Source organism: Kitasatospora sp. NPDC096204, assembly GCF_044763205.1.
In the GTDB taxonomy this organism is placed as follows: domain Bacteria; phylum Actinomycetota; class Actinomycetes; order Streptomycetales; family Streptomycetaceae; genus Kitasatospora.
Genome location: NZ_JBIWFT010000025.1, coordinates 73,951 through 87,322, shown reverse-complemented (window position 1 = coordinate 87,322; position 13,372 = coordinate 73,951). Strand labels below are relative to the sequence as shown.

The 13,372-nt window shown below is 72.1% G+C and carries 11 protein-coding genes; 6 read left to right on the top strand and 5 right to left on the bottom strand.

What is annotated here, in order from left to right; translation table 11 throughout:
* The first annotated feature begins 293 nt into the window (after positions 1 to 293).
* Together ACIQ87_RS25575 and ACIQ87_RS25570 are read left to right on the top strand one after the other, a co-directional pair.
* Positions 294 to 1,523: a sensor histidine kinase gene (locus tag ACIQ87_RS25575; protein ID WP_402410430.1), complete on the top strand. Its 1,230-nt coding sequence runs from the start codon at positions 294 to 296 to the stop codon at positions 1,521 to 1,523.
* The gene (locus tag ACIQ87_RS25570; RefSeq protein ID WP_402410428.1) at positions 1,520 to 2,221 is read left to right on the top strand and encodes a response regulator; all 702 of its coding nucleotides are present in this window, start codon (positions 1,520 to 1,522) and stop codon (positions 2,219 to 2,221) included. The genes ACIQ87_RS25575 and ACIQ87_RS25570 overlap by 4 nt, the downstream gene beginning before the upstream one ends.
* Before the next feature lie 111 nt (positions 2,222 to 2,332).
* Here the strand turns inward: ACIQ87_RS25570 and ACIQ87_RS25565 are convergent, their stop codons facing one another.
* The 4 genes from ACIQ87_RS25565 to ACIQ87_RS25550 form a co-directional block, all read right to left on the bottom strand.
* Complete coding sequence (locus ACIQ87_RS25565; protein WP_402410426.1) at positions 2,333 to 3,508, bottom strand: serine hydrolase domain-containing protein; 1,176 nt, start codon at positions 3,506 to 3,508, stop codon at positions 2,333 to 2,335.
* Between the two features lie 115 nt (positions 3,509 to 3,623).
* The gene (locus ACIQ87_RS25560) at positions 3,624 to 4,727 is read right to left on the bottom strand and encodes a serine hydrolase domain-containing protein (RefSeq protein ID WP_402410513.1); all 1,104 of its coding nucleotides are present in this window, start codon (positions 4,725 to 4,727) and stop codon (positions 3,624 to 3,626) included.
* Between the two features lie 326 nt (positions 4,728 to 5,053).
* Positions 5,054 to 6,649, bottom strand: coding sequence for an alpha/beta hydrolase (locus ACIQ87_RS25555; protein ID WP_402410425.1), 1,596 nt, complete (start codon positions 6,647 to 6,649; stop codon positions 5,054 to 5,056).
* A gap of 345 nt (positions 6,650 to 6,994) precedes the next feature.
* Entirely contained in the window at positions 6,995 to 8,227 is a 1,233-nt protein-coding gene (locus ACIQ87_RS25550; RefSeq protein WP_402410423.1) for a LuxR C-terminal-related transcriptional regulator, read from the bottom strand.
* A 592-nt stretch (positions 8,228 to 8,819) separates the two neighbouring features.
* Between ACIQ87_RS25550 and ACIQ87_RS25545 the strand changes: the two genes are divergently transcribed.
* The gene (locus tag ACIQ87_RS25545) at positions 8,820 to 9,608 is read left to right on the top strand and encodes an SDR family oxidoreductase (protein WP_402410421.1); all 789 of its coding nucleotides are present in this window, start codon (positions 8,820 to 8,822) and stop codon (positions 9,606 to 9,608) included.
* Between the two features lie 91 nt (positions 9,609 to 9,699).
* Here ACIQ87_RS25545 and ACIQ87_RS25540 read toward each other — a convergent pair whose 3' ends face one another.
* Positions 9,700 to 10,485: an SDR family oxidoreductase gene (locus ACIQ87_RS25540; protein WP_402410420.1), complete on the bottom strand. Its 786-nt coding sequence runs from the start codon at positions 10,483 to 10,485 to the stop codon at positions 9,700 to 9,702.
* Between the two features lie 187 nt (positions 10,486 to 10,672).
* Here ACIQ87_RS25540 and ACIQ87_RS25535 point away from each other — a divergent pair, with 187 nt between their 5' ends.
* From ACIQ87_RS25535 to ACIQ87_RS25525, 3 genes are all read left to right on the top strand, one after another.
* Entirely contained in the window at positions 10,673 to 11,179 is a 507-nt protein-coding gene (locus tag ACIQ87_RS25535) for a nuclear transport factor 2 family protein (RefSeq protein WP_402410418.1), read from the top strand.
* Positions 11,180 to 11,276: 97 nt separating this feature from the next.
* A complete protein-coding gene (locus tag ACIQ87_RS25530; protein ID WP_402410417.1) occupies positions 11,277 to 11,723 on the top strand; it encodes an RrF2 family transcriptional regulator in 447 nt (148 codons plus the stop codon).
* An 84-nt stretch (positions 11,724 to 11,807) separates the two neighbouring features.
* A complete protein-coding gene (locus ACIQ87_RS25525; RefSeq protein WP_402410415.1) occupies positions 11,808 to 13,304 on the top strand; it encodes an MFS transporter in 1,497 nt (498 codons plus the stop codon).
* The last annotated feature ends 68 nt before the right edge of the window (positions 13,305 to 13,372 follow it).

Sequence of the window (13,372 nt, the reverse complement as noted above, 5' to 3'; positions counted from 1 at the left end):
TCGTCCGAGCGGGGGAGGAGAACGCCGTCAGGACCTGGGCCCGGTACCCGGCCCTGACCAGGACCAGGGGCCTGGTCGGGGATCGGTCCGGGGTGCCTGCCCGGGGCCGGGAGCCGCTGCGAGAATGGGCCCCGGACGCTTTCCCCCGGGGGCCGCAGGCCGTTGCGGGAACGGCACATGGCTCACGGACGACGGCTCGCGGCGCACGGACGACGACGTACGGCGCACGAACGACGGTCGGTGAACCGGCGCCGACCGGCCACAGACCGGCCACAGAGAGGACCAGCACCAGCATGTCGACGCAGCACCGGCCCCTGCCGCCGTCGCCGAGAGCCGACGGCCTGCCCTGGACGGCCAGTGACGCGCTGCTGGCCGTCGGGGCGGCCGCCCTGGACCTCCTCGGCTACGGGCTCGGCGGTCCGGACGGAAGCCGGCCGATCGCCCTGCCCGCGCTGGTCCTGCTCGTCCTGGCGGCCGTGCCGCTGCTCACCAGGCGCCGCTACCCGCTGACGTCACTGGCGGGTGTGCTGGTCCTCGGCCTGGCACTGAACCTGAGCGGGCCGGTGCCGCACCACTTCAACGGCACGCTGTGCGTCGCGCTGTTCACCGTGGCCAGCTCCTGCGGCATCGCGGTGGCGGTGCCGGCCGCCCTGGTGGCGGCCGCCGTGCCACTGCTGGGCCGGGGGTACCCGCTGCCCCCTCCGGTGGGGGACGTGGCGACCAACGTGTTCTCCGCGGCGCTGCTCATCGTCGCGGCCGAGGTGCTGAAGCGTTGGCAGCACGAGGTGGAGGTCAGGCGCAGGCTGCTGGCCGACCGCGCGGTGGCGCAGGAACGGCGGCGCATCGCACGGGAGTTGCACGACATCGTGGCCCACCACATCACCACCATGCAGCTGATGGCCGGCGGCGCCAGAGCGAACCTCGGGGGTGACACCGAGGTGGTGCGCGACGCCCTGGTCACGCTGGAGGGCTCCGGGCGGATGGCGCTGCGCGAGATGCGCCAACTGCTCGACGTGCTCCGGGCCGGCGACGCGCTGGAGGAGGCAGACGGGGTGCCGTCCGCGCCGCAGCCCGGTGTCGGGGACCTCGGAGGGCTCGTCGAGGAGTCCCGCAGGGCCGGTCTGCCCACGGAGTTCGCCGTCCTGGGGGAGGAGCGTCCGCTGCCGCCGAGCACCGGCCTGGCGGTCTTCCGGATCGTCCAGGAGTCCCTCACCAACACCCGCAAGCACGCCGGCCGGGCCCAGGCGCGGGTCCGGCTGACGTACCACCCGGACCGGGTCACCGTCGAGGTGTCCGACAACGGTGCCGCCGCGCCGGCCGACACCCTGGTGGGAGCCCCGGCGGGGGCGGGCGGTGCGGCCGGGCCGAGGGCGGGCCGCACCGGGTACGGTCTGATCGGCATGCGCGAACGCGTCGCGCTGCAGGGCGGCAGCATGGTGGCCGGCGGCGTCGACGGTGGTGGCTTCCGGGTGGTGGCCAGCCTGCCGGTGGCGCCGGCCGACGGAGAGGAACGGCTCGGATGACGGGAACCCCGGAGCGGATCAGGGTGCTGATCGCGGACGACCAGCCGCTGGTGCGGCGGGGCCTGGCGCTGATCCTGGCACCGGACCCGGCGTTCGAGGTGGTGGCCGAGGCGGACGACGGGCAGCAGGCGGTCGACCTCGCGCACCGGCACCGGCCGCACGTCGTGGTGATGGACATCCGGATGCCGGTTCTCGACGGGGTCCAGGCGACCGAGCGGATCGCGCGGGAGCTGCCCGCATGCCGGGTCCTGGCGCTGAGCACCTTCGACATGGACGAGTACGTGGTGGCTGCCCTGCGCGCCGGCGCCTCCGGGTTCCTGCCCAAGGACGTCTCCCCGGAGGAGCTCTCGGCGGCCGTGCGCACCGTGCACACCGGGGAGGCGGCGGTGGCGCCGCGCCTGCTCACCCGGTTGATCTCCACGTACGTCACCGCGCCCCGCCCGCGGCGGTCGCCATCGCCGGTGCCGGTGTCCGACCTGGGCGAACTGACACCCCGTGAGATCGAGGTGTGGCACCTGCTCGCCACCGGCCTCGACAACGCCGAGATCGCGTCGGCGATGGGCATCAGCGTCTCCACGGTCAAGAACCACATCACCAGCATCTTCGCCAAGCTGAGTGTCCGCGACCGCGCCCAGGCGGTGATCGCGGCTTACGAGTCGGGCCTGGTGGAGGCCCGGAGCGCGAACCCGGCGGGCTGAAGCGGGCCGGGTCGGGCAGCGGTACCTCGCGGACGGCCCCGCGGCTCCCGTCCAGGGAAGCCGCGAGGCCGTCCGTCCGGTGTCCGGCGCCCTGTACGCGCCGAGGGTGGGTCAGCGGCAGAGGGCCGCGTCCAGGGCGTCCGCCATGTGCTGCGCGCCGACCCCGTTCGGGATGGCGGTGACCGTGATGGCGGCGGCGCGACCGTCGTCGGTGACCCCGTTGCGGGAGCGGTATCCCGCGGTGGTCCCGCCGTGGCCCCAGGAGAGGCCGCCACAGGAGAGCGGCTTGCTCTGCAGGCCCAGCCCGTAGCGGACCCCCGGGCCCAGGAGCTCGGCGGGAACGGTGGTGCGCATCTCGGCGAGCTGCGCCGCGGGCAGGAGCCGGCCGCCGAGGAGCGCGGCGTAGAACGAGTTGAGGTCGGTGTTGGTGGAGACGATCGCCCCCGCCGCCCAGGCCGGCGAGGAGTCCATCTCGGTGTAGTCGGTCGGAGGCGCGTCCGGCGAGCTGCGGTAGTAGCCGTGCGGGTGGGCCTCGTGGATGCCCATGTCCCCGGGGGTGGGGAAGTAGGTGTGGCGCAGGCCGATGCGGTCGATGACGCGCTTGGTGATCTCCTCGCCGACGGGCCGCCCGGTGACCTTCTGGACGAGGAGTCCGGCGACGATGTAGTTGGTGTTGCTGTACTCCCAGCTGGTACCCGCGGGGAAGCGGGCCTTCTGGGCGAGGGCGCTGTCGAGGAGGTCGCGGGGCTCGAAGTAGCGGTACTGGATCGTGGGGAAGTCCGGGAGTGCGGGGGTTTCCATGTAGTCGGGCAGGCCGCTGGTGTGCTGGAGCAGCTGACGGACGGTGATGTCGCGCCCGTCGATGCCGTCGCCGCGCAGCAGGCCGGGGAGGTAGGTCTCGACGGGGGAGTCCAGGCCCACCTTTCCTTCGGCGACGAGCTGGAGGACGACGACGGCGGTGAAGGTCTTGGTGTTGCTGCCCGCGCGTATCTGCCCGTCCACGGGGACCTTGGCCCCGGTGGCGAGGTCGCCGACGCCGGCGGTGTAGTTGCGGGTGCGGCCGTCGCGGCCCTTGACGGAGGCCAGCGCGGCGGGCAGGCCGTCGTCCTTCACCAGTGCGTTCAGGCTCGACTGGACGGTGTCCGGCCTGCCGCCCGCGAACGCCGCGGTCGGAGCCAGCGCCGAGGCCGCGACGATGCCGGCGGCCACGGAGGCCACGGCCACCGCCAGCCCGCGCCGGCCACGGCGGAGTCGGTCGGCCCGGTTGTGCTGGACGTGCTCGTTCACGGAGGAACTCCTCTGCTGGAGTGGGGAATTGGCGGGGTGTGCGGGTTCTGCGCGCAGGCGCGCGCAGAACCCGCCGGTCGTACCGGTGCGGACGCTCAGGCCGGATCGGGGAGGATCAGCGGCACAGGGCGGAGTCCACCGTGGCCCCCACGTGCTGCTTGGCCACCTCACCCGGGATCATGGTCACCGCGATGCTGACGGCGCGGCCGTCATCGGTGGCGCCCCCGGCGGTCTCGTAGCCCGGAATGGTCCCGCCGTGGCCCCAGTACACGCCACCGCACGAAAGCGGCAGGCTCATCAGGCCCAGTCCGTAGCGGATGCCCGGACCCACCCCGTCGGCGGGGACGGTGGTGCGCATCTCGGCGAGCTGGGCCGCCGGGAGGAGGCGACCGCCGAGCAGCGCGGCGAAGAACGAGTTGAGATCGCTGTTGGTGGAGACGACGGCGCCCGCCGCCCAGCCCCAGGACGGGTCCAGTTCGGTGAAGTCGCGGAGCGAGCCGTCGGCGTCCTGGTTGTAACCCTTGGGGTGGGCCTCGTGGACGCTCGTGTCCCCCGGGGTGGGGAAGTAGGTGTGGCGCAGGCCGATGCGGTCGACGATGCGCCGGTTGATCTCCTCGCCGAGCGGCCGCCCGGTGACCTTCTGGATGATCAGGCCCGCCAGCAGGTAGTTGGTGTTGTTGTACTCCCAGCGGGTGCCCGGGGCGAAGTGAGCCTTCTGGGCGAGGGCCAGGTCGAGCAGTTCACGCGGTTCGTAGTACCGCTTCGGATCGGCGAGGATCGAGTCCTTGTTCACGTATTCGGGCAGGCCGCTGGTGTGCTGGAGCAGCTGACGGACGGTGATGTCGCGCCCGTCGATGCCGTCGCCGCGCAGCAGACCCGGCAGGTAGGTCTCGACGGGGGAGTCCAGGCCCACCTTTCCTTCGGCGACGAGCTGGAGCACCACGACGGCGGTGAAGGGCTTGGTGTTGCTGCCGATCCGGATCTGCCCGTCCACGGGGACCTTGGCCCGGGTGGCGAGGTCGCCGACGCCGGCGGTGTAGTTGCGGGTGCGGCCGTCGCGGCCCTTGACGGAGGCCAGCGCGGCGGGCATGCCGTCGTCCTTCACCAGCGCGTTCAGGCCCGACTGGACGGTGTCCGGCCTGCCGCCCGCGAACGCCGCGGTCGGTGCCAGCGCCCCGGCCGTCATGACCCCGGCGGCCACGGCGGTCACGACCGCCATCGCCCGGTGCCGGCGGCCCCGGCGGGAGAGCGGGAAGCGGCTGTGCGGTGCGTGCTCGTACACGAAAGGACCCCTCCGATGCATGGCGCCGGTGATTCCCGGCCTTGATCAAGAGGACCATTCGGGGGCAGGGGAGTTCGTCCGCACCCAGGACGAAACCGCACCCGGGACCAGACTCCGGGGGGCGCCCCCGGCCAGGACCGTACTCCTGGTCGGGGGCGCCGATCGGCCCCGGCGGGAGAGGAGTGCTCGCACTCCTCTCCCATGACAGGACATCGGCCGCCCCGCGTCCGCGGGCCCGCACCGGGGCAGTCGGCTACTGGCGGCTACTGGCGGGTGCAGGTCGGGTCGGTGTCCGGCAGGCGTCCGCCGGCCAGGTAGGCGTTGACCGTGTCGTCCACGCAGGCGTTGCCGTAGATCCCGTACAGCTGGTGCTGGTCGGCGCCCTGGAGGGTCAGCAGGCGCGAGCTGGGCAGCATCTCGTGCAGGGCGACGCCGCCGAGGTAGGGGGCGCGGGGATCGCCGGTGGCGGAGAGGATCAGCGCCGGGGCGTCGCGGCGCACCTGGGTGGGCTGCTCGCGCGGGCGGTCCCAGAAGGCGCAGGGGCTGATGTTGTCGAGCAGCGGGCCGAAGAGCGGGTGCTCGGCGCGGCTGCGCTCGATCGCGCGCCAGTAGTGTCCGGGGTCGTGGGAGGCGGGGCCGTCCGCGCACGCGATGGCCTGCATGGCGCTGCCGGCCGGTGACCCCTGCGGGCTGAACAGGAATCGCAGCAGGCCGATGGTGTCCGGTGTCGGGGTGACCGGCCGGCCCGCCGCGGCCTCGGCGAGCATCGCCACCTGCTCGGCGAGGGAGGCCCGTTCCGGGGCGGAGTCGCCCTGGAGCCCGGCGAAGAGCAGCATCGGCACCTTGGAGTCGTCGAGTTCGAAGGCGTCGGCGCCGGTGCCGAGGACGAGCGGGTGGTTCGCGGCCGCCTCCACGGTGTGCAGGATCCCGGCGGTCACCTCCTCGCGGGTGCGGCCGAGCCCGTACGTGCCGTGGCGGGCCGCCGCCCAGTCCGCCCAGTCGGCGAACGCGTGCTCGAGCCCGGGCAGTTGGCTCGGGAGCAGTGCGGGTCCGGCGTTGCGCGGGTCCAGCGCGCTGTCCAGGACCATCCGGTCGACGCGGCCGGGGAACATCTGGGTGTACACCGTGCCGAGGTACGTGCCGTAGGACAGGCCGAGGTAGGAGATCCTCCGCTCGCCGAGCGCGCCCCGGACCACGTCCAGGTCCCGGGCCGTGTCGCGGGTGCTCGCGTACGGCAGCAGATCGCCGGCCGCCGAGCGGCACTTGGCCGCGAGGTCCCGCTGGAGGGTGACCTGGCGCTCGAAGCCCGCCCGGCCGGTCCCGGAGGACTGGACGCTGAAGCCGACCGGCCAGCCGCAGTCGATCTGCGCGCTGCGGCCGACGAAGCGCGGGTCCAGCCCGACGATGTCGAAGCGGTCGGCGGTCTCCTTGAGGGCGGCGTGCACCCGGGGCGGTGCGCCGAGCGTCGGGCCGCCGGGGCCGCCGTCGTTGAGCAGCAGCGCGCCGATCCGGTGGCGGGTGTCGGTGGCCTTGATCCGGGAGAGCGCCAGCGTGACGGTGCGTCCGCCGGGGTTCGCGTAGTCGAGCGGCACGGTGACGTCCGTGCAGCGGGCGCCGGCCTGTTCGAGTGCGGCACCGTCCTGGTCGTCCGGGCCCAGGACGCAGCCGTGCCAGTCGAGGTGCTGCCCGTAGTAGCGGTCGAGCCCCCGGGCGAGGCCTTCCGTGGCTGCCGCGGGCGGGGTCGCGGCGGCGGTCGCGGTCAGGCAGGCCGTGAGGGCGAGGCCGGCCGCGACGGTGCCCCGGAGGATCCGGGGCCGTCGGGCGGCGGGAGCGGAGCGGCTGCGCTGGGGGTCGGGCATGTGGCCTCCTCGGCGATGGGGGGCCCTTCTCCGCAGGACCAGCGGAGGAGAGCCCCTGTGATCAGCCTTTCCTTCTCCGTCCCCGGGCCGGAGTCGTCGTGGTGGAGCACCTGGGACGAAGCGAAGCACCTGGACCGCGGGGCCGTCACCGAGACGGCCCCGCGGTACGGGTACTTCAGCGTAAACGCCGAACTGGCGGTGGAGGGTGCGGAGTTCGTATTGCGTCGTAGTTCCGTCCCCGTGGCCGACCTCGCGCTCTCCCCGGCGGCGCGGACGGGCGGGACGCCGTGGCCCACCGCCCCTCCGGGGGGCGGGGCGGTGGGCGGCGATCGGTGGGGTGGGGTGTCAGGACGGGACGGAGATCAGTGCGGTGACGAGTTCCCGGCGGCCGGAGATGGAGAGTTTGCGGTACACGCTGGAGAGGTGGAACTCGACGGTTCGGACGGTCAGGCAGGTCATCTGGGCGATGTGCCGGTTGCTGTGTCCGGCGCGGGCCAGGTAGGCGATCTTCTCCTCCTGGCGGGTGAGCTTCGAGGTGTTGGCGGGGGCCTGGAGGCGTTCCAGGGCGAAGCGGATGCGTTTCTGCCAGAAGGCGTTGCGGCACTCGTACGCGACCATGGCCGCCTCGACGAGCCGCCTGCGGCCCGCTGACACGTCCTGGCGCCGGATCTGCATCATGCCGAGGTCGTAGAGGGCCTGCATGAACTCGGTGCGCGCGTGGCCCTGGGCGAGCAGTGCCACGGCCTCCTCGAGCGCGGCGACGGAGGTGTCGTCCCGGCGTGCCACGCCCACGGCGTGCAGGGCGATGCCGATGCCGCGCGGCGATCCCCACTTCCTCGCCGCGATGAGCTCCTCCTCGGCGAGGGCGAGTGCCAGGTCGTACCGGCGGATGCCCAGCGCCCCGAACACGGCCCTCGAACGCCAGGGGATCACCGCGGGGTTGACGACGAAGCAGGTGTCGAGGACCCAGCCGCAGGCCATGTAGTCGTCGATGGCGTGCCGGAACTGCCCGCCGGCCAGGTGGAGAGCCCCGCGGGCGGCCAGGACGTGGGCGCGGTCCGGCAGGTCGGGGTCGAGCGGGCCGGCCAGCTTGCTGTCGAGCAGTACCTGGTGCGCCCGGTCGAGTTCGCCGAGGTGGACCAGCGCCTCGATCAGCCAGGCGATCGCGAGGCAGGCCGACTGCGTCGACGTGCCGTGATCGAGCATGGTCTGGAGCATGTCCGCGGCCTGGCAGGCCTTCCCCGCGAGCAGGCTGCTCCGTGCCCGCAGCAGCGTGAGCAGTTCGCGGCGCGGGGCCGAGCCCGTCCACGCGGGATCGTCCCGGAGCCGCCTGCACTGCGCGTCGGCGGATTCGAGGTCTCCGGCGTAGAGCAGGGCCAGGATCGCGAGCCAGGTGCGGTGCGGGTTCCGGTGCGGTTCCGCCGTGTCGAGCAGCCATTTGGCCTGCTCGTTGACCATCACGCGGTCGACTCCGCGATTCGCGAACTCGATGGTGCTCAGGGCGAGACTCAACTCGTCGGGCGGCAGGAGTGCGCGGTTCTCGGTGAGGGGGATTCCCGGTACGTAGGTATTCGCCACGTTCCTGGCCGTCGGGAACTCGGGGGCCTCATCGGTTCTGGTGCCGATCTTTGTGGTGAGGCAATTCCTATCGTCTCCGGCCAATTTTCTGCCACCCCCATAGCTGACGAATGGTGCCACTTCACAACATGACGCGGACTGGGGCGCGTCGGGCCGGCCGCCCGCGGCTGACCTCGGGATCTGCGGCATCGCCATTGATGGCCGTCGGTGGAGGTCGGGCTGGGAACTGCTCGGCGGAACGGGGAGGGTCACGACCTGGGCCGTGCCCCCGGTGCCGGCAGGGGATTTGACGGTGGGGTCGGTCGGAAAGTGACGCGAGGCCGTCGCCCCGCCCTTGGGTGAACCCTCTCGCCGAGAGCGGCCCCCGGCTCTGAAAGCTCCGCGCGGTGAATCTCTATTGATACTGGACCGATCGGTCCACGTCCCGCTCTGGGGATGATGTCACGATACGAAGCTTCTGTCAAAAGGTAAACAAGCGGCAAGGCGTCGAACCCCGCGGAATCTGGTGGAGACCCGTAGAGACAGTGCGGCCGGTCCGGGGCCAAGGTCGCCTGACGGGCAGACCCCTAACGCCCAGGACCAGGGAGGAAACGTGGAGCAGTCACAGCGGGTGGTGCTGATCAGCGGTGCGAGCCGCGGGATCGGAGCGGCTACCGCGCGGGAGATGGGAAGGCGCGGCTACCACGTGGTCGTGAACTACCGTCAGAACGCCGACGCCGCAGCGGAGGTGGTGCGTTCGATCGAGGTCGGGGGCGGATCGGCCCAGGCGCTGCAGGCCGATGTCTGCGACCCCGGGCAGGTGTCCGGGATGCTCGACCGCATCCGCGCCGACCGGGGCCGCCTCGACGCCCTGGTCTGCAACGCCAACACGGTGAACCCGCCGTTCGAGCCCCTGCTCACGCTCTCCTGGGACCACTTCATCGGGAAGGTGACCGGGGAGTTGGCGGGAGCGTACTTCCTCACCCAGGCCGTGCTGGGCGCCATGGTGGAGGAGCGCAGGGGTCGGATCGTCTACGTCTCGAGCACCGCGGCGGACTCGATCGGCACCGTCGCGGCCCACTCCACGGCCAAGGCCGCGCTCAACACCTTCAGCCGGCACGTCGCGGGCGTCGCCGCCCAGTACGGGGTCGTCGTCAACACCGTCGCCTTCGGCGCGGTGCGGACCGACGCCACCGCGGGTGTCATGACGGGCGAGCTCCGCGCGTTCATGGAGAGCCGGTCGGCGTCCGGCCGGCTGCTCGAGGCCGACGAGGCGGCCCGCAGCATCGCGATGCTCGCCGACGAGGACTTCAGCGGGTCGGTGGGCCAGGTGCTGCGGGTGGACGGCGGCTTCGAGGTCCTGGACCGTCAACTCAACCCGATGGTGCGGCACTTCGAGTAGACCAGCGGGCGCTCGCGTCGCGCCGGGCGCCCGCATCGCACCGGGCGTCCCGTAGGGCCGGCCGCCGGCGCCCGGCCCTACGGGGGCGCCGTCAGCGGAAGCTGTGCGCCAGCGGGTGCAGCTGCTGGTCGAGGACCTCGAAGCCGCCGTCGACCCGGATCACCTGGCCGGAGGTGAAGGCGAAGCCGTCGTCGGCGACGAGGGCCACGGCGCGCGCGGCGTCCGCCGGCTCCACCGGGCGCGCCGCCACCGAGCGGTCGGTCGTGTACTTCCAGAACTCCTCGCTGAACTCCGCCGTGGCGTCGGTGTGCACGGCGCCGAGGGAGACGGTGTTCACGGTCACCCCGTGCTCGGCGGCGATGCCGGCGATGTGGCGGCTGAAGGTGTTCAGCGCCGCCTTGGCGACGGAGTGGGGCAGGGCCATGCCGATGGTGTCCGAGGCCGTGCTGGAGATGTAGACGATCCGGCCCGACCGCTGTTCGCGCATGACGGCGAGGGTGTGCTGGGTGAGGAAGAAGGAGCCGGCGAGCTCCCCGTTGACCTTCGCGGCGAAGGCGTCCCAGCTCAGCTCGGCGAAGGACGCGAAGGGCGGTGTCACGGTGTTGGCGTTGCAGATCAGCAGGTCGATGCGCCCGTGGTCGGCCCGTACCCGCTCGACGAGGGCGCCGACCTGGTCGGCGTCGCAGACGTCGGCCTGCGCCGCCTCGGCCGTGCCGCCGCGCGACTCGATCTCCGTGACCACCTCGGCCGCCGCCTCGGCGTCGCTCCGGTAGTTCACGATCACGTGGTAGCCGCGGCCGGCCAGCTCCTTGGCCGTCGCGGCGCCGATGTTGCGGCCCGCGCCACTGATCAGGGCTATGCGCTTCGACTGCTTCACGGTGTCTCCCGTCGGGTGTCGCCGGCGTTCCTGCAGTTCGACCCTAGTCGCGCGGGGGAGTTCGAGGATTGCGGGCCGACCACAGGAAAGGCGTGCGGGCCTTGTGACCCGTGTGGTGTGGCTGCGACTGTCGGTCCGGTTCCGGCGTGAGGCGGAACGGGATCCGAGGCGTTCGGGAGGATGCACGATGGCGGACGAGGTTGACCTGGTGGCACGGATCGACGAACTGTCGGCCAGAGTGCGGGAGCTGGAGGCGATCCGTGAGCTCACCAAGCTGCGCAACGCCTTCCACCACTGCCTCAACTCGCAGGACTGGGAGGGCCTCGGCGCCCTGTTCGCGAAGGACGCGCACCTGGCCTACGGGAGCTTCGGCGACGCCCGCGGGCGTGCGGCGATCCAGGAGTACTACAGCGCGCTGCTGCCGAAGATGGTCGAGCTCCAGGGCGCCTCCGAGGTGGCCCTGCGGAACTTCAACCAGGCCCACCAGGTGGAGGTCGAGGGAGACGACCGGGCGTCCGGCGCCTGCTTCTTCGTGGAGCACGTCCGGTTCGACCAGGCGGACCTGGTGCACCAGAGCGTCGGCCGGTTCTCCGACACCTATGTGTTCGAGGACGGGCGATGGCTGTTCGAGCGCGTCGAACTGGAGCACTACTGGGTGGTTCCGCAGAACAAGGAGTGGCGCTGGCCCTGGTGAGGTCGCACGCGCGCGGTGGATTGACACGTGGATCAAACCGCTACTAGCGTGGTTGCAGTTGGATCGGCGAGGCGACCGTCGCGAAGGGGTCATCACGGTGAGCATCAGCAGCAGGAGCGCGGTAGCGATCCACGCACTCACCATGCTGGGACGCTGGGACCACTCGCTGACCTCCGTGGAGATCGCGGAGAGCCTGGCCAGCAATCCGGTCCTGGTGCGGCGGATCCTCGGCAGTCTGCGGGACGCCGGCCTGGTCTGGTCCACCGAGGGGCGCAACGGCGGCTGGTCGCTCGCCAAGCACGCCCGCGAGATCACGCTCTACGACGCGTACACCGCGGTGGAGGCGGGGCCGATCCTTTCGCGGCACCCGCATCCGCCGAGCGCCGAGTGCGAGGTGGGGCGGAACATGCAGAAGCTGCTCGAGGCGGAGTTCCAGGACGCGGAGCGGGCCATGAAGGAACGGCTCGGGCGGACGACGATCGCCCACCTCGTCCGGCAAGTGCTGGCCAGTGAGCGGGAGCTCGCGCAACGCGTCACCAGCTGACCGATGGCGGAGGCAGTGCCTCCGCCGTCCTTTTGCCCTAACTGTAACTACCATGGTGGCGGAAAGTCACCCGAAGGGCCTGGAATGACTTCCACGTCGACAACGACCGAGCGGACCGGCTCGGGGATGGGCTTACTCGCCGTCCTGATGCCGGCGATCCTCGCCACGGTCACGGCCAGCGACATGGTCAACCTGATGCTTCCGACGATCGGGTCCGAGTTCGGCGCCTCCGAGGCGGAACTCGCCTGGGTCGTCACCGGCTTCCTGCTGATGTTCTCCGTCGGGATCCCCCTGTACGGCCGCATCTCGGACCGGGTGAGCCTGCGCCGGCTCTTCGCGTTCGCCCTGCTCACCTACGCCCTCGGCAGCCTGATCTGCGCGCTCTCCCCGAACCTGGCCGTGCTCGTGGCCGGGCGGATCGTGACGGGCATCGGCGCGGCCGCGATCCCCGTGCTCTCGATCATCGCCGTCACGACGCTGCTGCCGCCGGAGCGGCGCAGTGTCGGGATCGGCGTCGTCTCCGCCGGTGCGGGTGTCGGCACCGCCGCCGGACCGGCGCTGGGCGGCGGCATCGGGGACGCGCTCGGCTGGCCCGCGCTGTTCTGGATCATGCTCGGGGTCTCGCTGCTGCTGCTCGTCCCGGCCCTGCGGGTGCTCCCGGACGAGACTCCGCAGGGCTCGGGCCGGCTCGACCTCCCCGGCGGCCTCCTGCTCGGCCTCGGAGCCGGTCTCGTGCTGTTCGGCATGACCCGGGCGCAGGTCTCCGGCTTCACCGACCCGCTGGCCTGGGGCAGCCTCCTGGTCGCCGTCGTGGCGCTGGTGGTCTTCGGGGTGCGCACCGTCCGGGTCGACCATCCGTTCGTCCCGCCGGCGCTGTTCACCAACCGCGTCTACCGGACCGGCATCCTCGTCGCGTTCCTGGCGATGGTCGTCAACCTCGGCGGCCTGGTGTTCGTCCCGCTGCTGCTCGTGGAGGTCAACGAACTCACCCCGGGCAAGGGCGCGTTGGTCATGATTCCGGCCGGCGTCGTGACCGCGCTCCTCTCGCCGTGGATCGGCCGCCTGGCCGGCCGCGTCAACGCGCGGGTCCTGGTGGTCTTCGGGCTCTGCCTCATCGGGCTGTTCTCGCTGTTCCTCTCGTCCTTCACCGGCGGCTCCTCGGTGGTCTTCGCCGGCATCGGGATCCTCGGGCTGAGCATCGGCTTCATGTTCGTGATGACCACCATCATCGGCGCCGCGGCGAGCGAACTGCCGCCCGAGCAGGTCGGTGTCGGCCTCGGGATCCTCCAGGGCGCCCAGTTCCTCGGGGCCGGTACCGGCCCGGCCGTGTTCGGTGTGCTGGTGTCCGCGAGGCAGCAGAGCGGCAGCGACGCCATCAACCCCCTCTTCTCCGGCCACCACGGCTCGGCCTACTCCGACGTCTTCCTGGCCATGGCCGTGGTCGTCGTCCTCACGCTCGTCGTCGCGTCCCGGATGCGCCCCACGGCGGCGGCCGCGGCCGGAGCGAAGGACGAGGCGGGAGCGAAGGCCGAGGCGGCCCCGGTGGCCGCGTCGGCGCAGGAAGTGAACAACGTCCAGTAGGAACGCGACTCGCCCCGTCCGGGGCGCACCAGATCCACCGAGTGTTGGTTGACGAGCTTGCGAGCGAC

Bases quoted from the DNA above. Each gene is read 5' to 3' on its own strand.
- ACIQ87_RS25575 (WP_402410430.1), top strand. From the start codon at position 294: ATGTCGACGCAGCACCGGCCCCTGCCGCCGTCGCCGAGAGCCGACGGC.
- ACIQ87_RS25570 (WP_402410428.1), top strand. From the start codon at position 1,520: ATGACGGGAACCCCGGAGCGGATCAGGGTGCTGATCGCGGACGACCAG.
- ACIQ87_RS25560 (WP_402410513.1), bottom strand. From the start codon at position 4,727: ATGGCGGTCGTGACCGCCGTGGCCGCCGGGGTCATGACGGCCGGGGCG.
- ACIQ87_RS25555 (WP_402410425.1), bottom strand. From the start codon at position 6,649: ATGCCCGACCCCCAGCGCAGCCGCTCCGCTCCCGCCGCCCGACGGCCC.
- ACIQ87_RS25535 (WP_402410418.1), top strand. From the start codon at position 10,673: ATGGCGGACGAGGTTGACCTGGTGGCACGGATCGACGAACTGTCGGCC.
- ACIQ87_RS25525 (WP_402410415.1), top strand. From the start codon at position 11,808: ATGACTTCCACGTCGACAACGACCGAGCGGACCGGCTCGGGGATGGGC.